The organism is Arthrobacter sp. ISL-65, assembly GCF_018613795.1.
Lineage (GTDB): Bacteria > Actinomycetota > Actinomycetes > Actinomycetales > Micrococcaceae > Arthrobacter.
The window spans coordinates 24,984-45,834 of sequence record NZ_JAGGPN010000014.1; the positions used below are offsets into that span (position 1 = coordinate 24,984).

General features: G+C 66.7%; 13 protein-coding genes. 8 read left to right on the top strand and 5 right to left on the bottom strand.

Going from position 1 to position 20,851, the window contains the following annotated elements:
- Nucleotides 1-78: 78 nt before the first annotated feature.
- The 3 genes from J7I85_RS05910 (at nucleotide 79) to J7I85_RS05920 (ending at nucleotide 6,200) form a co-directional block, all read left to right on the top strand.
- Complete coding sequence (locus J7I85_RS05910; protein WP_214847929.1) at nucleotides 79-3,168, top strand: beta-L-arabinofuranosidase domain-containing protein; 3,090 nt, start codon at nucleotides 79-81, stop codon at nucleotides 3,166-3,168.
- A gap of 88 nt (nucleotides 3,169-3,256) precedes the next feature.
- Nucleotides 3,257-5,494: an immunoglobulin-like domain-containing protein gene (locus tag J7I85_RS05915; RefSeq protein ID WP_214847937.1), complete on the top strand. Its 2,238-nt coding sequence runs from the start codon at nucleotides 3,257-3,259 to the stop codon at nucleotides 5,492-5,494.
- Between the two features lie 172 nt (nucleotides 5,495-5,666).
- Nucleotides 5,667-6,200 (top strand): GNAT family N-acetyltransferase, encoded by a 534-nt coding sequence (locus J7I85_RS05920; RefSeq protein WP_214847939.1) that lies wholly within the window; start codon nucleotides 5,667-5,669, stop codon nucleotides 6,198-6,200.
- On the opposite strand, the gene J7I85_RS05925 is transcribed toward J7I85_RS05920, so the two are convergent.
- The 3 genes from J7I85_RS05925 to J7I85_RS05935 all read right to left on the bottom strand — a co-directional run bounded on the left by J7I85_RS05925 (nucleotide 6,166) and on the right by J7I85_RS05935 (nucleotide 9,109).
- Nucleotides 6,166-7,467, bottom strand: a complete 1,302-nt coding sequence (locus J7I85_RS05925; protein WP_214847941.1) for an MFS transporter — start codon at nucleotides 7,465-7,467, stop codon at nucleotides 6,166-6,168. The genes J7I85_RS05920 and J7I85_RS05925 overlap by 35 nt on opposite strands.
- Nucleotides 7,464-7,925, bottom strand: coding sequence for a MarR family winged helix-turn-helix transcriptional regulator (locus J7I85_RS05930; RefSeq protein ID WP_214847942.1), 462 nt, complete (start codon nucleotides 7,923-7,925; stop codon nucleotides 7,464-7,466). Before J7I85_RS05930 ends, J7I85_RS05925 begins: the two co-directional genes overlap by 4 nt.
- 101 nt (nucleotides 7,926-8,026) lie before the next feature.
- Entirely contained in the window at nucleotides 8,027-9,109 is a 1,083-nt protein-coding gene (locus J7I85_RS05935) for a LacI family DNA-binding transcriptional regulator (protein ID WP_308159402.1), read from the bottom strand.
- Between the two features lie 117 nt (nucleotides 9,110-9,226).
- Between J7I85_RS05935 and J7I85_RS05940 the strand changes: the two genes are divergently transcribed.
- From J7I85_RS05940 to J7I85_RS05960, 5 genes are all read left to right on the top strand, one after another.
- Nucleotides 9,227-10,165 (top strand): carbohydrate ABC transporter permease, encoded by a 939-nt coding sequence (locus tag J7I85_RS05940; protein WP_251023990.1) that lies wholly within the window; start codon nucleotides 9,227-9,229, stop codon nucleotides 10,163-10,165.
- 2 nt (nucleotides 10,166-10,167) lie between these two features.
- Nucleotides 10,168-11,109: a carbohydrate ABC transporter permease gene (locus J7I85_RS05945; protein WP_214847944.1), complete on the top strand. Its 942-nt coding sequence runs from the start codon at nucleotides 10,168-10,170 to the stop codon at nucleotides 11,107-11,109.
- Between the two features lie 97 nt (nucleotides 11,110-11,206).
- A complete protein-coding gene (locus J7I85_RS05950) occupies nucleotides 11,207-12,550 on the top strand; it encodes a sugar ABC transporter substrate-binding protein (protein ID WP_214847946.1) in 1,344 nt (447 codons plus the stop codon).
- Between the two features lie 118 nt (nucleotides 12,551-12,668).
- Nucleotides 12,669-14,708, top strand: coding sequence for a beta-galactosidase (locus J7I85_RS05955; RefSeq protein WP_214847948.1), 2,040 nt, complete (start codon nucleotides 12,669-12,671; stop codon nucleotides 14,706-14,708).
- A gap of 65 nt (nucleotides 14,709-14,773) precedes the next feature.
- Nucleotides 14,774-17,956 carry an Ig-like domain-containing protein gene (locus tag J7I85_RS05960; protein WP_214847951.1) on the top strand — a complete coding sequence of 1,061 codons (3,183 nt, stop codon included), beginning with the start codon at nucleotides 14,774-14,776 and terminating at the stop codon, nucleotides 17,954-17,956.
- Between the two features lie 122 nt (nucleotides 17,957-18,078).
- Here the strand turns inward: J7I85_RS05960 and J7I85_RS05965 are convergent, their stop codons facing one another.
- Together J7I85_RS05965 and J7I85_RS05970 are read right to left on the bottom strand one after the other, a co-directional pair.
- Nucleotides 18,079-19,293 (bottom strand): ROK family transcriptional regulator, encoded by a 1,215-nt coding sequence (locus J7I85_RS05965; protein ID WP_214847953.1) that lies wholly within the window; start codon nucleotides 19,291-19,293, stop codon nucleotides 18,079-18,081.
- A gap of 10 nt (nucleotides 19,294-19,303) precedes the next feature.
- Nucleotides 19,304-20,587: an FAD-binding protein gene (locus tag J7I85_RS05970; protein ID WP_214847955.1), complete on the bottom strand. Its 1,284-nt coding sequence runs from the start codon at nucleotides 20,585-20,587 to the stop codon at nucleotides 19,304-19,306.
- Nucleotides 20,588-20,851 lie beyond the last annotated feature (264 nt).

Genomic DNA, 20,851 nt, shown 5'->3' on the forward strand with positions numbered 1-20,851 from the left:
GGCTTTGACCGGGAAGGCCCGGCTGGATTGCACAGCCGGGCCTTCCCCCTTTAGGCGGACCATTCCCTAGGAGATCCAATGACGAATCACGTGTCCAGGCGCAACATCCTTCGGCTTGGGGCGGCCGCGGCCGCCCTGCCCTGGCTGCCCTGGCTGCCATCGCTCGCCGCGGCAGCCGCAACGGCCGCGGAGGGCCCCATGACCACTGCACTTGCCGCAGCGGCGGCGGCCGTCCGTCCCTTCAAGCTGTCCGATGTCAGCCTGGGCCCGGGCGTGTTCGCCCGGAAGCGCGAGCTGATCCTGAACTTCGCCCGCGGGTACGACGAGCGGCGCTACCTCAACGTCTTCCGTGCCAACGCCGGACTGAGGCCGCTCGACGGGGTGGTTCCGCTGCCGGCCGGCGGTTGGGAAGGGCTCGACGGCGAGGCGAACGGCAACCTGCGTGGCCACTTCACCGGACACCACATGTCCATGCTCGCCCAGGCCTATGCGGGTACGGGGGAGGAGGCCTTCGGAACGAAGCTGCGGAACCTGGTGACGTCCCTGCACGAATGCCGGCAGGCGCTCTCCCAGGAACCCTCCATCCAGGCCGTTGCCGGACGTTTGGCCGGGACCGCCGTCGACATAGCGCGGGGTTCCTACGTTTACGGCCAACTGCCCGCGGGCTCCCTCGACGGGCTGACGGGCATGACCTTCGCGGCGTGGGTGCGCCCCGCGGCGGCGGCAAACTGGGCGCGCATCTTCGACGTCGGCAACGACACCAAAACGTACGCCTTCCTCGCCCAGCGCGACGGCGCCGGGCTGCCGCGGTTCGCCATCACCCGGAACTTTGCCGGGGGTGAGCAGACAATCGTGGGCTCCGCCCCGCTGCCGGTCAACGAGTGGAGCCACATTGCGGTCACCCTGGACGGCCGCACCGGAGCGCTCTACGTCAACGGCCGGCAGGCCGGCCAGAACACCGCCATGACCCTGACGCCCGCACAGCTCGGCAGCCTCGCGAACGTGTGGCTCGGGCGGTCGCAGTACAACGACCCCACCTTTGCCGGCGCTTACCAGGACGTGAACATCTGGTCCGCCGCGCTGACCGCAGGTCAGGTCGCAGAGCTGGCGGCAGCCCGCGCGTCGGGCACTACAGCCGGGAACGGCGACGTCGTCTCCCTCGCCTGCAGCGAAACGGGCGGAAACGTACTGGCCGATTCCTCCGGCAAGGGCCGGCATGCCACGGTCCGGCGCACCTGGGGCATGCCCAGCCACCCCGGATTCCTCGCGGCGTACCCGGAGACCCAGTTCATCGAGCTGGAGAGCAGGACCACGCCGGACTACTTCCGGGTCTGGGCCCCCTACTACACGGCGCACAAGATCCTGAAGGGCCTCCTTGACGCCTACACGGCAACGGGGGAGCCGAAGGCGCTGGATCTGGCCACGGGGCTCTGCGACTGGATGCACTCCCGGCTGAGCAAACTCAGCCCGGCAGTACGCCAGCGCATGTGGGGAATCTTCTCCAGCGGCGAATACGGCGGCGTCGTGGAGGCCATCCTGGAGACCTACGGGCACTCGGGCAAGCCGGAGCACCTGGAGCTCGCCAAGTACTTCGACCTCGACTCACTCATCGATGCGTGCGCCCAGAACAAGGACATCCTCGCGGGCCTGCACGCCAACCAGCACATCCCGATCTTCACCGGGCTGGTCCTGATGTACAACGCCACCGGCGAGGAGCGGTACCTCACCGCGGCCCGAAACTTCTGGACCATGGTGGTGCCAACCCGCATGTTCAGCATCGGCGGAACCAGTCAGGGCGAGTTCTGGAAGGAGCGCGAGAAGGTCGCCGCCACCCTGAACGCGACCGACGCCGAGAGCTGCTGCGCCTACAACATGCTCAAGCTGTCCCGCGAACTGTTCTTCAAGGACCAGAATCCCGCGTACATGGACTACTACGAGCGGGCGCTCTTCAACCAGGTTCTCGGCTCGAAGCAGGACCAGGAGAACGCGGAGCTGCCGCTGGCCACATACTTCATCGGCCTGCAGCCGGGCGCCGTCCGCGACTTCACTCCCAAGCAGGGCACCACGTGCTGCGAAGGCACCGGCCTGGAGTCGGCAACGAAGTACCAGGATTCCGTCTATTTCACCGCCGACGACGGCAGCGCGCTCTACGTCAACCTCTACATTCCGTCCACGCTCCGCTGGGCCGCGAAGAACGTCACGGTCACGCAGAAGACCTCCTACCCCTTCGAACAGCGGACAACGCTGCAGATTGCGGGATCCGGGCAGTTCGAGCTCCGGCTGCGCGTTCCGGCGTGGGCCACGGCCGGCTTCACGGTCCGGGTCAACGGTGCACCTGTTGATGCGGCGGCCACGCCCGGCACCTACCTGGGCATCGACAGGGCATGGAAGAGCGGGGACACCGTGGACGTGGAGATGCCGTTCACGCTCCGCGCCGAACGGGCCCTGGACGATCCCACGGTCCAGACCCTTATGTACGGTCCGGTGCACCTCGTGGCCCGGGACGCCCGCACCACCCTGCTGCCGTTCAGCCTCTATGGAGCAGCCCGGCTCAGCGGTGACCTGGCCCCGGCCCTCCAGCCGATAGCGGGCAAGCCCCTGCACTTCACCTTGGGAGGAGCGGAACTGGCACCGTTCCTCGAAGGAACCGAGGACGCCTTCCATTCGTACTTCCGGCGAGCCGAGCCGTCCGTGGTGTTCGGCGGCGTGGACTCCGGTGTGGCCAACCCGGCGCGGGCAGACAAGACCACGCTCCTGGACGACGTCTGGCAGTCGGCACCGTTTGCCAACAAGCCGGAGCTTCTCCGGCGCTTAACCCAGGTGACGGACGCCTGGGTTGCCGAGGGATCCCTCACCCGCCCCGACGCGGACCGCATCTACAAGGCGGCCCAGCGGGCGGCATTCGGCACTCCGGAGGGCGAGATCGACGACCTTCAGAAGATGGCGGACGCGGCTCTGGCGGCCGGCAGAATCATGGCCGAGACCTCCGACATGCTCGGCGCACGGCTGAAGTCCGCCCGGAAGGCACTCGCCCAGAAGACCACGGCCAAGGCCGTGCACTATCTCGAGCAGTACATCGACGGCGACACCCGCAGCGTTCCTGACCAGACCCTGCAAAGCCTCCTGGTCAGCGGCGGCCGGGCGCTGGTGGTCAGGCTGACCGCCTAAGCCGGCCAGTCCGGCGTCGTCCGTTCCCGATTGCTTCTTTCCCGCCATTTCAAGCAGCGGCTTCGGCCGCCCGAACGAAAGTGTCTCAATGTTCCCTACCTCCTCACGGGCCCGCACGGGCCCGGCGTTGATTGCCGCAGCTGCGTTGGCACTCGGCGGGCTGACCGCTGCAGCACCGGCCCATGCCGCCGTCGACGACGGCCTGGTCCTCAAGTACAACCTGACGGAAACCGCCGGGACCGTGGCGGAAGACAGCTCTGGCAACGGCCGCAACGGCGTGATCAGCGGTGACGCCACCACGCTGGGCAACGAAGGGCTGCAGCTCGGCGGGACCAACGCCCATGTCCGCCTCCCGAATGACGTCATGCGCGGCCTCGCTTCCATCACCGTCTCCACGGACGTGAAGATCGCGGCCGACCAGGGCGCCCCCTACTTCATCTGGGGGATGGGCAACACCACCAATGGCACCGGCAACGGCTACCTCTTCACCACCGGCAACGCGTACCGGACGTCCATCGCCAGCGGCAACTGGTCGACGGAACAGACCCTCAGCGCCAACCGGGACCTGGCGCGCGGCGCCTGGAAGACCATCACCTACACGCTCAGCGGCGGCACCGCCGTCCTCTACGAGGACGGCACCGAAGTTGCCCGGAAGACCGGCGTCACCATCACCCCCGGGAACATCGGGGGAGGAACGACGGCGGCGAACTACCTCGGGCGGTCCGTCTACAGCGGCGACAAGTACCTCAAGGGCCAGGTCCGCGACTTCCGCATCTACAACCGTGCACTCTCGGCCGACGAGGTGCGGGAGCTCGGATACGTTTCCCCGGAGCAGCGGGTTGCCCTTGATCTGCAGGACCTGTCGCTGGGGGACACCTCCGCGGTGACCGCCAACCTTAAGCTGCCTCTGACCGGGCCGAATGGCTCTGCCTACGCCTGGTCCTCCTCGGATCCGGCCACCGTCTCCGCCCAGGGAGCCGTCACACGGCCGGCCCATGGAACCGGAGACGCCACCGTGACCCTGACTGCCACGGCCAGCTCGGGCGGGGCATCGGCGTCGAAATCCTTTACCGTCACGGTGCCGGAGGACATCAGCGACGAGCAGAAGGTCGCTGAGGCCGCCGCAGCCCTGAACGTGTGGGACGCGGACGCGATCCGCGGCAACATCACCCTGCCGACCGCGGGGCTGTACGGCACCAAGGTGGCATGGGAGTCGAGCGAACAGTCCGTTGTCACGGCCACGGGCAAGGTCACCCGGCCGGCCTACGGCAGTGCTCCGGCGAAGCTCAACCTGCACGCCATTGTGTCCCTCGGCAAGACCAAGGACAGGAAGAAGTTCCGGGTGACGGTGCTGCCACTGCCCAAGGCCGAGGCCAAGGAGGGCTACGCCTTCGCGTACTTCACGGGCAACGACCTCGCCGGCGAGAACATCTACATGGCCGCCAGCCGCGGCAACGACGCGCTCAAGTGGGACGAATTGAACGGCGGGAAGCCGGTCCTCAAGTCCGGCCTCGGCACCAAGGGCCTGCGCGATCCGTTCATCATCCGTTCCCCGGAGGGCGACAAGTTCTACATGATCGCCACGGACCTCTCCATCGGCAGCGGCACCAGCTGGGACTCCTCGCAGCGCCAGGGCAGCCAATACATCGAGGTCTGGGAATCGACCGACCTGGTGAACTGGTCCGGGCAGCGGCACGTGAAGGTTTCGCCGGATACCGCGGGGAACACCTGGGCTCCGGAAGCGCACTACGACGAGAAGATCGGCGCCTACGTTGTTTACTGGGCCTCCAAGATCTACGCCGACAACGACCCCAACCACACCGGCGGCACCTACAACAAGATGATGTACTCCACCACCCGGGACTTCCGGACCTTCACCGAAGCCAAGGTGTGGAACGACCCCGGCAACTCGGTGATCGACTCCACCGTCATCAAAGAGGGCGACACGTACTACCGGTTCACCAAGGACGAGGGGCAGGTCTCCGGCTGCCTGGACATCATGCAGGAAAAGTCGAGCGACCTGCTGGCCGTCGACCTGCCCGCCACGAACCCGCGCAACTGGACGCTGATGGGCAACTGCATCGGCAAGAAGGCCGGAACCGGCGGCGTGGAAGGGCCCACCATCTTCAAGTCGAACACTGAGGAGAAGTACTACCTGTTCGTCGACGAGTTCGGCGGCCGCGGCTATATCCCGCTGGAAAGCACCAGCCTCGAAAACCCGAACTGGAAGCTCTCCACCAACTACGAACTGCCGCGGGCTCCGCGCCACGGCACGGTCCTGCCCGTCACCAAGACGGAGCTGGAGCGGCTGCACGCGCAACTGTGATTCTGCTCTGATTACTAAACCGGGGGCTCCGCCGGTACCGGCGGGGCCCCTTGGTCTTGCAGTTCAGCGGCCGGCAAGCTGATACTGGCATCCGTCGATTCGTCAACCGGTTGTTGGGCCAACCCTAGAATCCTTTAGTGATTCCTGCCCGCTCGCAAACATCGGAGTTTCAATGATCCGCAAGGCCCTTGCCCGTGACGCTGCTGCCCTGGCTGACTTGGCGGCGGCCACTTTCCCGCTCGCTTGCCCGCCAGGCTCCTCGCCGGAGGACATCCAGCTCCACCTCAGGCGGACGCTCAGCGAGGACAGGTTCAGGGAGTACCTCGCGGACAGCAACATAGCCATCCTGGTGCTTGAGCAGGGCGGCCGGCTTGATGGCTACACCCTGCTGGTCGACCGGCATTCAACGGACCCTGATGTGCTCCTCGCACTGGGCGCGCAGCGGTCCGTCGAACTGAGCAAGTGCTACGTGCACCCGGACCATCACGGACGGGGCGCAGCCTCCACCCTGATGCGGGCCTCTTTGGACTGGGCAGCAGAGCAGGGAGCGGCCAGCGTCTGGCTGGGGGTCAACAGCCAGAACGCCAGGGCCATCCGTTTCTACGAGAAGTCAGGCTTCACCAAGGTGGGGACCAAATCATTCACCTTGGGCGACTCGGTGGAGAGTGACTTCATCCTGGAGTACGCCCTCCAGGGGAAGGACTGACGACGGCGCTCCCCGGTTGCGTCCGCCTCCTCGGGAAGGAGGCCAAAAGTTGCTGCCGCAAGGTCAGCCGGCTGCTACGGACCACCACAATCACTGCGAGCAATCCGGTCAGCAGGACGACGGCGCCGCCTGCCGCCACTGACCAGCGGGCGCCGAAGGTGCTGCCCAGCCAGCCCATGAGCGGGGCCCCCAAGGCAGTCCCGCCCTGCAGGGTTGCCAAATAAAGGGCAAGCACTCGTCCCCGGAATGGTGGCTCCACTGAGAGCTGGATGCTCGTATTGCAGCTGTTCAGGAAGGTCATCGATGCGAGGCCCACCGGGACCAGGATGGCTGCGTACAGCCAGAACGACGGCGAGACGCTGCCCACCAGCGTAAAGAAGCCCAGACCTAGCGCTCCGCCAAGCAGGAAACGCAGCCGGGGCCGGGACCTGCGTGCAGCGAGCAGCGCGCCCGCCAGTGTCCCTACGGCCATGATGGAGCCCAAGAGTCCGAATTCACCGGGCCCCATTCCGAATTCCGCCGTGGCCATCAGGGCGTTGGTGATGGGGAAGTTCATGCCGAAGGCCCCCAGGACGCCCACCAGGACGAGGATCAGCACCAAATCAGGACGCCGGCGGACGTAGCCCAGCCCCTCGGCAACCTGGTGTTTGCTGCGGATAGCCGGTGCGGCCGGGACTAGCTCCGATGCGCGGATCCGGGCCAGCGAGATCAGGACGGCGGCAAAGCTGGCGGCGTTGAGCAGGAAGACGGGGCCGGTGCCCACCCAGGCAATGAGCACGCCGGCGATCGCCGGTCCCGTGAGCCGGGCGGTGTTGAAGGAGGCGGAGTTGAGGGACACTGCATTGGCGATATGGTCCTGTCCCACGAGTTCGGAGACGAAGGACTGGCGTGCCGGCCCGTCAATGGCGCTGGCCAGCCCCAGGCAAAGGGCGGCCGCGTACACCTGCCACAGTTGCGCCGCGCCGGTCACCACCAGGAGCCCGACGGCCAGCCCGCACAGGCCCATTGCCGACTGCGTCCACAGCAGGATCACGCGTTTCCGGTGCCGGTCAGCAAGCACTCCTGCGTAGGGGCCAAGCAGCAGCATGGGAAGGAACTGCAGGGCCGTGGTGATGCCGACCGCGGTTCCGGAATGGTCCGTGAGGACGGTCAGGACCAGCCAGTCCTGCGCGACCCTCTGCATCCAGGTGCCGATGTTGGACACGAGGGCACCGCCGGCCCACAACCGGTAGTTGGGGTTTTGCAACGCCCGGAATGTGGCGCTCATCGGGCGCTCATCTCCTGCATGATCTGCGCGGCGCGGCTCAGGGTCAGTCGGTCCTCCGGGCTCAGGCCGGCCACCCGTTGGGCCAGCCAGGCGGTGCGCTGTTCCCGCGCCTCTTCCAGGACGTCCACACCGGCTGGGGTGATAGCTACCTGAATCTGGCGGCCGTCCTCCGGATGCGCTGACCGGGACACAAACCCCTGCTCTGCAAGGGCGTTCACGATCCGGGTCATCGAAGGCGCCTGTACGTGCTCCCGTGCCGCCAGTTCCCGGGGTGTGCGCGGGCCGTCACTGTGGAGCTGGGCCAGCACCGTGTACTGGCCGGGGGTGATGACGTCGCCGGTTGCTTCGACCCGGAGCCGGCGGGAGGTCCGCATTACGGCGGTCCGAAGGTCGATCGCCAGCATGTCCGGCCGGATGGATTGCGGGGTTTCTTGGTGTGCCGTTTCGGTCGCAGGCATTGAGGAAGTGCGCCTCCTGATAGTTAGCAACGCTAATTAGCTTCTCTAACCATCATCCCCCGAGTGTCCCCGCGAGGCAACCGAGACCCAGCGAATATGACCTATTTCCCCTTCGGCGCCGCCGTGCTTGCGCGGATCACGAGTTCAGTGGGCACCAGGGTGACGCCGGGTTCGGTGGTGTTGGTGCGGATCTGCTGGAGGACGTTGTCCACGCACTGGTTGCCGACGTCGGCGAAGTTCTGGTGGACCGTGGTCAGCGGGGGAGCGTACGAGGAGGCTTCGGGGACGTCGTCGAACCCGACGAGGCTGATGTCCTCGGGGACGGATTTCCCCTTCTCCCGGAAGGCGCGGAGCAGGCCCAGGGCCATGTGGTCGTTGGCGGCGAAGACGGCGGTGCAGCCGGGTTCGTCGGCCAGTCGGAGGCCGGCCTTGTAGCCGGAGTCCGCTGACCAGTCGCCGCGGAGCACCGGCGGCACTGGTTTGCCTGCGGCGGTCAGCGTGCTGCGCCAGGCCGCGGCGCGGCGTTCGCTGGCGAAGGACTCTTCGGGGCCGGCCACGTGCCAGACCGTCTCGTGGCCCAAATCCAAAAGGTGCCGGACTGCTTTGTGGGCGCCGTCGGCCTGGTCGGTGTCCACCACGCTGTACTGCTCGCCGGCGTCGGAATCGACGACGACGACCTTCACTCCCGGGGGCAGCGTAACTGTCGCTGCGTCCAGGAGGTGGACCTCCATGATGGCGATCACGGCGTCGACGGCGAGTTCGCCCATACGGGAGAACGCGCCCTGGATGCCGGCCTGAGTGGGGGCTGTCACCGGAATCAGTGTGATGGCGAAGTCCTGCCGGGCGGCGTGCAGCGCGATGGCCTCCAGGGTGCGCATGTTCCCGAGCGAGGACAGCGAGAAGGTGATCACACCGATGGTCCGGAAGCTGCCGCGCTTGAGCGCCCGGGCCGCGCTGTTCGGCCGGTATCCCAGCTCGTTCATCGCCGCAATGACCTGGCGCCGCGTGCTTTCGATGACGTCCGGGCTCCCGTTGGACACGCGGGAAACAGTTTGGGAGGAGACGCCGGCGAGCTTGGCGACGTCGGCCATGGACACCTGCGGCTGGCGCCGCAGCGCGTCGCCTGCACCGCCGGGTGCAGCGGACAGATTGTGGACCGGGGGTTGACCGGGTTCGTGCTCCATGTCACCATCGTACCAATCATGTTTGCGCAAACACTAACAAAAGCTCACTTTGATGTTTACGCAAACAGAACACCATCCGTCACCCGTCACGTGACGCAGCACTACAGAGGACCTTTCATGACAATGACGTCCCCGCAAGTCACGGCGCCTGCCGGACCGGCAGCCCCGGCCGGCCGCACGAGCCGCCTCGCCAGCCGCCGTTCCTGGGCCGGCTGGCTGTTCATCGGCCCCTTCATGGCGGTGTTCGCCTTGGTTTTCCTGGCCCCGATCGCCTATTCCATCTACCTGAGCGTCTTCCGCAACCAGCTCATCGGCGGCACCGCGTTCGTGGGCCTGGACAACTACGCCCGGGCCTTGGGAGACGCGCAGTTCTGGTCAGCGCTGGGGCGGGTTTCGCTGTTCCTGGCAGTCCAGGTTCCGGTCATGCTGTTCATCGCCTTGGTTGTGGCCCTCGCCCTGGACAGCGGCCGGCTCTACGGAAGGTCGTTCTTCCGGATTTCGATCTTCCTGCCGTATGCCGTGCCGGCAGTCGTCGCCACCCTCATGTGGGGCTTCATGTACGGCACCCGGTTCGGCCTGGTGGGAAACATCAACCAGGCCTTCGGCCTCAACCTGCCCAGCCCGCTCTCCTCCGAACTGGTGCTCGCCTCCATCGGAAACATCGTCACGTGGGAGTTCATCGGCTACAACATGCTGATCTTCTACTCCGCGCTGACCGTCATCCCCAAGTCGCTCTATGAGGCTGCCGAGATCGACGGCGCCGGCCAGCTGAGGGTCATCACCGCCATCAAGCTGCCGGCAATCCGCGGCGCCATTGTGGTGGCCAGCATCTTCTCCGTGATCGGCAGCTTCCAGCTCTTCAACGAGCCCAGCATCCTCAAGAGCCTCTCACCCAACACCATCTCGACCTACTTCACGCCCAACCTGTACGCCTTCTCCCTGTCGTTCTCCGGGCAGCAGTACAACTACTCCGCCACGGTGGCGATCATCATGGGGCTGATCACCATGGCCATTGCTTATGCCGTCCAGGTCCGCGGCATGCGAAAGGAGCGCTGACCATGAGCGTTCAGACAGCTTCCCGTCCCCGCAGCGCCGGCACAGCTAAGGGCTCAAGTTCTGCGGCACGTCTGCGGTCCCCCCGCACAGCCGGGTCCAGGCGTTCGCGCCGCAGCGTGGCACTGACCCTCCTGATGGGGCTTGTCCTGCTGTACAGCCTGGCCCCGCTGTTCTGGCTGCTGGTCAACGCCACCAAAACCCAGGACGGCCTCCTCAACTCCTTCGGCCTGTGGTTCGGCGGCGATTTTGCCCTCTGGGACAACATCGCCCGGACAGCAACTTACGACGGCGGGATCTTCCTTCGCTGGTTCGCCAACACGGTCCTCTACGTCGTTCTCGGCGCCGGCGGTGCCACGTTCCTGGCCGTCCTCGGCGGCTACGCGCTGGCGAAGTTCGACTTCCCGGGCCGGAAGGCCGTGTTCGCCGTCGTCATCGGCGCGGTGGCCATCCCCGGCACTGCCCTCGCGGTTCCCACCTTCCTCATGTTCAGCCAGATGGGCCTCACCAACACCCCCTGGGCCGTGATCATCCCTTCGCTCATCTCGCCCTTCGGCCTGTACCTCATGTGGACCTTCGCCTCCGAGGCCATCCCCACCGAGATCATGGAGTCCGCCCGGATCGACGGCGCCAGCGAGGCACGCACGTTCTTCCAGGTCTGCCTGCCGCTGCTGACCCCGGGCATCGTCACCGTGCTGCTCTTCACCATGGTGGCCACCTGGAACAACTACTTCCTGCCACTGATCATGCTGAAGAACCCGGACTGGTACCCCCTCACCCTGGGCCTGAATGCCTGGAACGCACAAGCCGCCACCGCCGGCGGGGAAGCCATCTTCAACCTCGTCATCACCGGCTCCCTGCTCACCATCCTGCCGCTGATCGCAGCGTTCCTGCTGCTCCAGCGCTACTGGCAGTCCGGCCTGTCCGCCGGGAGCGTCAAAGAATAATCCCCGTCCCGCCCCGTCCCGTCCGGTCCCGTCCCGTCCCGTCCCGTCCCGTCCCGTCCCGTCCCACCCTCACCAACAACGCAGTTAGAAGGAAGACATGATCAAGACCCTGACCCGCCGCGGCCTGCTGCAGAGCTCCGCCGTCGCCGCCGCACTCGCCCTGGGGCTCACCGCCTGCGGAGGCGGCGGCAACGCGGCGCCGCAGCAAACGGTCAACAGCGACGCAGTCGAAGCGGCCCTCCAGAAGGGCGGCAAGCTGACGGTGTGGGCCTGGGACCAGTCGCTGAAGAAGGTCGCCGAAGGCTTCGAGGCCAAGTACCCGAACGTGGACGTCAACCTGGTCAACGCAGGCACCGGAAACGACCAGTACACCGCGCTCCAGAACGCGGTCTCCGCCGGTTCCGGTGTGCCCGACGTCGCGCAGATCGAGTACTACGCACTCCCGCAGTTTGCCCTCAGCAAGTCGCTGGCAGACCTTGGCCAGTTCGGTGCTGCTGACCTCGACGGCACCTTCACGGCCGGTCCGTGGTCCTCGGTGCAGGCACAAGGCGGCGTGTACGGCCTTCCCATGGACTCCGGCCCCATGGCCCTGTTCTATAACAAGGAACTGTTCGACAAGCACGGCATCGCGGTGCCCACCACCTGGGATGAGTTCCTCGAGGCCGGACGCGCGCTGAAAAAGGCTGACCCCAAGGCCTACATCGCCAACGACACCGGCGACGCAGGGTTCACCACCAGCATGATCTGGCAGGCCGGCGGCAAGCCTTACCAGGTGGACGGCACCAACGTCGGCGTGAACTTCTCCGACGAAGGGTCCACCAAGTTCGCCGAGACCTGGCAAAAGCTCATCGATGAGGACCTCCTGGCCCCCATCAGCTCCTGGAGCGACGAGTGGTACAAGGGCCTCGGCAACGGAACCATTGCCACCCTGTCCACCGGCGCCTGGATGCCGGGCAACCTCGTCTCCGGCGTCGCCGACGGGGCCGGCAAATGGCGGGTCGCCCCTCTGCCGCAGTGGGAAAAGGGTGCCACCAGCAGCTCCGAAAACGGCGGCAGCTCCCTGGCGATCCCCGCCGCCAGCAGCCAGGCAGCGCTGGCGTACGGCTTCCTGAAGTACTCCAACGTGGAGGAAGGCGTCCAAACCCGGATCGACGGCGGGGCGTTCCCTGCCACCTCAAAGGACCTCGCGTCCGAGAAATTCCAGAACACCCAGTTCAAGTACTTCGGCGGCCAGAAAGCCAACGAGATCTTCGCCGAGTCAGCGAAGAACGTTCCCGCCGGCTGGTCCTACCTGCCCTTCCAGGTCTACGCCAACAGCATCTTCAACGACACCGCCGGCCAGGCCTACGTCTCCGGCACCAAGCTCAAGGACGGCCTGACCGCATGGCAGAAAGCCTCGGCCAAGTACGGCACCGAGCAGGGCTTCACGGTCAAGGAATAACAGGCCGCAAGTAACCCGGCCCCACCTCCGCGGACGCGCCAGCCCGGCGCGTCCGCGGCCCCCAGCTTCGCGGCCGCTCAGCCGCGCCCTACCCCAACGCCCCCGAAATAGGAGATCCATGTCCCTCGCCACCAACCACCGCTGGCTGCGCTGGCCGTCCCCGGACACCAAGCGGCTGGCCTTCGGCGCCGACTACAACCCGGAGCAGTGGCCCCGGGAGGTCTGGGCCGAGGATGTCCGCCTCATGCAGGAAGCCGGAGTCAACATCGTCTCTTTGGCGATCTTCTCCTGGGCCCGGCTCCAGCCAACGCGGGACACCTGGGACTTTTCCTGGCTCGACGACATCATCAACCTGCTCCACACCAACGGCATCGCCGTGGACCTCGCCACCGCCACCGCCTCCCCGCCGCCATGGCTCGCAGCCGAACACCCGGAAATCCTGCCGGTCACCCAGAACGGCGAAACCCTTTGGCCGGGCGGCCGGCAGCACTGGCGGCCCACGTCCCCGGTCTTCCGCGAGCACGCACTGACGCTCGTGCGCACCATGGCCGAGCGGTACAAGGACCACCCCGCCGTCTGCGCCTGGCACGTTTCCAACGAACTTGGCTGCCACAACATCTACGACTATTCCGACGACGCCGCAAGCGCCTTCCGCCGCTGGCTGCAGGTCCGCTACGGAACCCTTGAGCAGCTGAATACCGCCTGGGGGACCGACTTCTGGTCCCAGCGCTACGCGGACTGGAACCACATCTTCCCGCCGCGGAAGGCGGCGTCCTACCCGAACCCCACACAGCAACTGGACTTTAAACGCTTCTCCTCGGACTCGCTGCAGGACTACCTCCGTGCCGAACGGAACATCCTCAACAGCATCACCCCGGACATCCCCGTCACCACCAATTTCATGGTGATGGGGGAGACCAAGGGAATGGATTACGCCGCCTGGGCCGCCGACGTCGACTTCGTCTCCAACGACCACTACGTGGTCCCCGGCCCGCAGGACCACGACGAGCTGTCCTTCTCCGCGAACCTGACCGGCAACATCGCCGGCGGCAACCCCTGGTTCCTCATGGAGCACTCCACCAGCGCCGTCAACTGGCAGCCCGTGAACACGCCCAAGAAGCCCGGGGCTCTCGCCCGGGACTCGCTCACCCATGTGGCGCACGGGGCAGATGCGGTCTGCTTCTTCCAGTGGCGGCAGTCCCGCGCCGGGGCGGAAAAATACCACTCCGCGATGGTTTCGCACGCCGGCAGCAACAGCAGGCTCTTCCGCGACGTCACCGCCCTGGGCCGGACGTTGGGCGAACTCTCGGCGATCACGGGTAGCCGCCGTGAGCCCGCAAAGGCTGCAATCCTCTTCGACTGGGATTCCTGGTGGGCCAGCGAGCTGGACTCCCATCCGAGCGACAGGCTCCGCTACCGGCAGGAGGCGCTCGACTGGTACTCGGCGTTCCTGGCCAGCGGCATCCGCGCCGACGTCCTCCCGGTGGCGGCCTCCCTTGAGGGGTACCAGCTGGTCATCGCGCCGGTCCTGCACGTGGTGCCGGCGGAGCTGCGTTCGCGCCTGAATAGCTTCGTCGAGGCAGGCGGGCACCTCGTGACCACGTACTTCTCCGGCATCGTGGACCAGAACGACCACGTGTGGCTGGGCGGATACCCAGGTGCCCTCAGCGAGCTGCTGGGGATCCGGGTGGAAGAGTTCGGGCCGCTGGCCCCCGGAGAAGAGGCCACGCTCGACGACGGGTCAACCGGCACTTTGTGGGCGGACTCGGTGGCCACCACCTCCGGGGACACGAAGGTCCTGCGCCGGTTCACCTCCGGTGACCGGGCGGGCGAACCCGCCGTGACCCGGCGCAGCGTGGGCAACGGATCCGCCGGCTACGTGGCGACGCGACTCGGACCCGACGGCCTGGTTCCGGTCCTGCGGGAATTCGCCCACCTTGCCGGCGTCGAGTCTGAAATGCCCGCGGAACTCCGTGGCGCCGTCGAACTTGCCGTCCGCACGGGTGAGGAAGGGCGCTTCTTTTTCCTGATCAACCGCACTGACCAGGCCGTGGACATCTCGGCGGTCCCCGGAGCCGTCCTCGCGGACACGAGCCCGGCCGAACGTGCCGCCAAACTGGCCGCCCGCGGCGTGGCCGTTCTCAAAACCCCCAAATAAGAAACAGCTGAGCTAAAGCAGCAGTCCCCAGAGATCAGCAGCATCACCGCACCGAAGGGAATTCAATGACGAACAGATCCAGACGGCCCTGGGCCGTGACCGCCGCGGGAGTCACCGCGGCGGTCTTCTCCGCAGGGCTCGTGGCCGGACCCGCGCTCGCAGCGCCGGCAGCCGATGAGCCCGTGCCGGCAGGCGCCGTGACCGTACGGCCGGACCCGTCCTACCAGGGCGAGTCCTTCGAAGGGTGGGGCACCAGCCTGGTCTGGTTCGCCAATGCCACCGGTGACTATCCGGATGAAGTCCGCAACAAGCTCGCGGACATGGTCTTCGGCGACGACGGGCTGAACCTCAACATCGCGCGGTACAACGTCGGCGGCGGCAACGCCCCCGACGTGAAGGACTACCTCCGGGCCGGCGGGGCCGTCGAGGGCTGGTGGAAGGCGCCCGAGGGCACCACGCGGGAGGACAAGGACTGGTGGGATCCGGCGAATCCGGAGCACTGGAACCTCGACGCCGACCAGACGCAGCGCTGGTGGGTGGACCGGATCAAGAACGACATCACGCATTGGGAAGCCTTCAGTAACTCCCCACCGTGGTTCCAGACGGTCAGCGGCTACGTGTCGGGCGGCTTCAACTCCTCGCAGGACCAGCTGCGGACCGAGAGCGTTGACGATTTCTCCTCCTATCTGGTGGGCGTCGTCAAGCAGCTTGAAAAAACCCACGGCATCAAGATCGACACGATCGATCCCATGAACGAACCGAATACGCCCTACTGGGGAACCAGCCTGAACCCGGCGGGCCAGCCGGTCGGTGGCCGGCAGGAAGGCGCCCACATGGGCCCCGAACTGCAGCAGAAGGTGGTCCAGTCGCTGGCCAAGGCCCTGGCCAGTGCGGACACCGGCGCCGTCATCAGCGCCATGGACGAGACCAACCCCTCGACGTTCGCCAACAACTGGAACAGCTATTCCGCCGAAGCCAAGGCGAACGTGGCCCAGCTCAACGTCCACACCTACGGGACCGGACAGCGGACAGCCGTCCGGGACATCGCCAAGGGCGAGGACAAACCCCTCTGGATGAGCGAAACCGGCGGCTCGTGGATGGACGGTCAGAACTTCACGAGCATGCAGCCCGGCCTTGGCCTGGCCCAGCACATGGTCAACGACCTCCGCGAGCTGGAGCCCGAGGCCTGGGTATTCTGGCAGCCCGTTGAGGACTACAACAACATGAAGCCGGGCGGCGAAAGCGCCATCGGCTCCAACTGGGGCGAGATCCAGCTGCCCTTCGACTGCGCCGCCGGGGACACCCTCGAAAGCTGCCCGATCTACACGAACACCAAGTTCAACACGGCGCGGAACTTCACGCACTTCATCAAGCCCGGGGACCGCCTGGTCAAGGTGGATGACCTGAACAGCGCGGCCGCAGTCTCGGACTCCGGCGCCACCGTGGTGCATGTCAACGACAGCAAGCAGCAGCGCCCCGTGGCACTGGACCTCTCCGGATTCGGAGCCGTCCAAGGAAACGCCACCGTGACGCCGGTGACTTCCGACGCGTCCGGCGCGCTCGTGGAGGGTGAGCCGGTCGCCGTCGGAAAGGACCACAAGGCGGTCCTCACGGTACCGGCCGAGTCCGTCACGACGTTCCTCGTCGATGGTGTGCACGGCGTGGCCAAGGACGCCGCCCTCGTGCAGGCGGACCACGTCTACAGCCTCAAGGGCGTCGAAAGCGGCAAGTCCCTTGCGCAGAGAACCGGCAGTACTGCCGTTATCCGTTCCGGTGCCGGCGCTGACCAGCTGTGGAACATCCGCCGCCTCAGCGGTGAGAACAGCAGCCGTGCCCGCTACGCGATTGAAACGGCCGACGGCGGGCGGCAGCTCGCCGTCGTCGACGGAACGCCCCAACTGGTTCCGGCGGAGGCAACGCCGGCGACCGCCTCCCAGTGGACCATGTCCACCACCGGCGACGGCACCTACACGTTGGTCAACGCGGCAACCGGCCGGCTTCTCGAGGTGGGCGGGCATGCCACAGCGGACGGGTCGCCGGTGACGTTGTGGACCGCCAACTCCGGTGAGAACCAGCGCTGGCGGGTCATCGATGAGACCGTCCAGGGATTCCAGAACGTCGCGGCCTTTACTGTGCCCGGGACTGCTCCGCAGCTGCCCGCCACGGTGGTGCCCGTCTACCGCGACGGCGCCCGGGGCGAACTGCCGGTGACCTGGACGATGCCGCCCGAGAGCCGGTGGAGCAAGCCGGGAACCGTTGACGTGCGTGGAACGGTGACGGACGTCCTGGGTATTGTCCATCCGGTGACAGCCAACGTCACCGTCGACACGCTCGTTTCGACGCTACCGGCGCGTGCCAAGACCTACCTTGGCGGAACGCCCGCGCTGCCTGCCACGGTGACCGCGGTGACTGCCGGCGGCAGCAAGGTGGAGCGGCCGGTTGTCTGGGACGCGGCTCCCGCGTTCACCGAAACTGGCGTGGCCACGGTTGCGGGCACGGCCGACGCCGCCGACGGCCGGACGCTGCCGGCCACCGTGCGCGTGCAGGTCACGGCGGGAACGGCCGACAACGTGGCCGACGACGGCGGTGCCACGTTCAGCGCCTCGTTCACGGAACCGGGCTACGGCACGGCCGGACTGGGCAACGGCAACCTGACGGACAAGGCCTGGTCCAACTGGAAATCGGGCACCAAGAACACCACGGATACCCTGGCTGTCTCCCTGGCACAGCAGAAGACGGTGACCGGCGTGAAGGTCCACTTCTACCGCGATGGATCCACGGACAGCTACGCCCAGAGCCTGCAGGTGCAGACCAGGGCGGCCGACGGCATGTGGAAGAACGCCGGTGCTGCGGTGCAGGTCCCCGGCGGCAGCCCTGCCCCGGTGGTGACGGTTCCGGTGGCCAACGTGGACACCAAGGATGTGCGCGTGGTGCTCACTGCCCGCACGAACACCCACATGACGGTCAGTGAGGTCCAGGTTCTGGCCTCAGCTCCGGGCCAGTCCTCCGACGCCGCCGCGGCCGGGATTTCCGTCAACGGCCAGCCGCTGGCCGGCTTCGACCCGGACGTCACCTCCTACCGGGCGGCCTCCCAGGGGCCGCGCCAGGAGGTCACGGCTACGGCCGCTGACCCGTACGCGACGGTCACCGTGAAGCAGGCGGACGCACAGTCCGGAACCGCCGTGGTCACCGTTCGGAGTGAAGCCGTAAGCCAGACACGGACCTATGAGGTGGTGTTCGGCCGGTAGGAGCCTGGCGTTCCTATACGTCGCCTGAATGCAGGGCACCGGGTGCGTCCCAACGGGCGCACCCGGTGCCTTCTGCCGTTAGACCGGCTTAGCCGTTAGACCGGCTTAGCCGTTAAACCGGCTTATGCCGTGAGGGCCGCTCCAAAGCCGGTGGGGTCCGCGAGGAACCGGGCGAATCCCAGTTCGGCCGCGCCGATCATCATGAGGTTGGACCCGAGTGCCGCGGGGTGCACCTTGACCTGGGCGGCCGGGCCGTCCATGGCCTGGGACAGCAGCAGGTCATCGAGGGTGGCCGGGGCGATCGCGTAGAGCACCCCCAGGAAACCGTCGAGGATGATCACCTCCGGGTTAAAGGTATTGACGGCATTGCGCAACGCGATGGCCAGGAAGCCGAGCTGCCGGGCTATTTCCTCTGCGACGGCAGGGCTGCTTGACGCGCGGAGGGCCTGTTCCAGCTGGGGCGTGTCGCCGCCGCTGAGGCCCAGCAGTTCGAAGAGCCGTCCCTGGGACACCTCGGTTTCCAGACAGCCGGTGGCGCCGCAATGGCACTGTTCGCCGGACGTACGGACGAAGGTGTGGCCAAGTTCCCCGGCATAGCCGGACGCTCCGCGGAGCAGCATGCCGTTGGAAATGATCCCGCCGCCGACGCCGCTGGCCCCGCCGTTGAGGTATACGAGGTTGTCCCGCCCGGCGCCGGCCCCGAAGATCAGCTCCGCCTCCGCGGCGAGCGAGGCGTCGTTGGCGGCCTGGCAGGCGTAGCCGGTGGCCTCGCCCAGCATCCGGGCAACTGGCTCATCCCGCCAGCCGAGGTGCGGCGCGTGGCGGACCGTTCCGTCGTCGGGGTTTACCAGGCCGGGCACCGCCACGCCGATGCCGGTGATCCGGTAGGAATGCTCCAGCTCCGTCCGCATCCCCTCGATCACGGCGGCGGCGATATTGACCGCTTCCCTTGCGCTGGGAATCCGTTCGGTGGCGAACCGGATCTTCTTCTGGACGATGCCGCCGAGGTTGACCAGGCCAATGGTGACCGCGTCGATCTCGGGGTAGACGGCGAGCGCGGCAATGGAAGGGCTCGGGCGCACCTCGGGGCTCGGCCGGCCCACCTGAGCCTCGCCCGTTGGCGCGGTCTCGTAGACCAGTCCGAGCGCAACTAGTTGGCCGATCAGGGTTCCGACCGTTGACCTGTTGAGCCCGGTCCTTTTCGTCAGCTGCGCACGGCTGAGGACACGGTGGTGGTGGACCAGGGATGTGATCAGGGCCAGATTGTTCCGCCGGGAGGGGTCCAGCTCGCTGGGCGGGGCGGTCGGGTCAGCCCGTTGGCGAGGGGAAGGCATCATCGGAACAATATCAGCTGCCGAAAACCTTGGTGTTGAGGAAGTCGTTGCGGAACTTTCCCTCCGGATCGAGGCGATCCGCGAGCGCCTTGAAGTCGGCGAAGCGGGGGTAGAGCGGCGCAAGGCGGGAGGCACCGCCGTCGAACAGCTTGCCCCAGTGGGGGCGGGCGCCGAACGGCGCCAGCTCCGCCTCGATCACGGGAAGTACTGCCTCGACGGCGGGCTGGTCCTGCCGCCAGGTGAGGTGCAGGCCAATGCTGTCGGTTCCGTAGTTCGGGCTCAGCCAGAGGCTGTCCGCGGTAATGGTGCGGATCTCCGAAACCAGAAGGAGCGGAGTCACCAGGTGGGACAGCCGGCGCATGGCTTGGATGGCGTCCACGGCGTGCTCGCGGGGGACCAGGTACTCGCTTTGCAGCTCGTCGCCCTTGCTGGGAGTGAATTCCATCCGGAAGTGGGCCAGCCTGTCCGACCACGGGCCGGGGACGCCCAGTTGCTGCGTACAGGTGGTTCCGGGCACTCCGGCGATGGGATGCCTCGGTTCTTTGGCGGGGGTGCCGCCAAAGAAGCCGTTCCGCAGCGGCGCCGCTTCCTCGTCCGTCCGGGACTTCAGCCAGGCCTGCGCTATCCGGTCCCCGCTCCAGTCAGTGAACAGGCTGACGCTGTACGCCGAGGAGGTGACGTCGTCGAAATTTTCCAGGACCTGGTCCCAGCCAAGATCGTCGAACACCGTCTGTGAGACCGGGAACGTCGGTTCGATGTCCAGGGTCAGGCTGCTGACGACGCCCAGGGCGCCAAGTCCCACCACCATGCCGTCAAAGTCGGGTTCCCCGCGGCGCGAGGTGAGGATCCCGCCGTCGGCGGTCACCAGCTCAAGGCCGGCGACGGCGGTGGCCAGGTTGCCGTTGCGGTCACCTGAGCCGTGTGTCGCGGTGGCGACGGCCCCGGCCACGGAGATGTGGGGAAGGGACGCCAAGTTGTGCAGGGCATAGCCCTGGCGCTGCAGCTCCGCTGCCAGGGTCCCATAGCGGGTGCCGCCGCTCACGGTCACCGTCATGTTGGCGGGGTCCACCTCGATGGCCGGCTCGAGGCGCTCGAGCGAGACCAGGACGCCGGAAGTGTCGGCGATTCGGTTGAAGGAGTGCCGCGAGCCGAGCGCGCGAAGTTTCTGGGCGCCGGCCACCAGGTCCTGAAGCTCCGGCACCGTCGCCGGTTCCTGCACCTCGGCGGCGGCGTACCTGAGATTGCCGGCCCAGTTGTGCCCCGCGGTGTGCAGCTCAGTTCCTGCTTCGCTAACCATTGCCTGCCCTTCGTTTGGTGTTTCAGAGAACATAACACCCGGCGCGGGGCCGAAGATAGACTTCGGGGGCCTCATGGCCGAACATGAAGGCGCCAAAAAAAGGTTGACATAGCGGCTAAACCTAATATGTTTGTTTGTGGAACATATTCCGGATCTTCCCGAGGGGGCAGGTCCCTCCAAAACAAACGGGAGCACTCAATGGCGATTCAGCCCACTCGTGATGACAAGTTTTCCTTCGGTCTCTGGACCGTCGGCTGGGAGGCG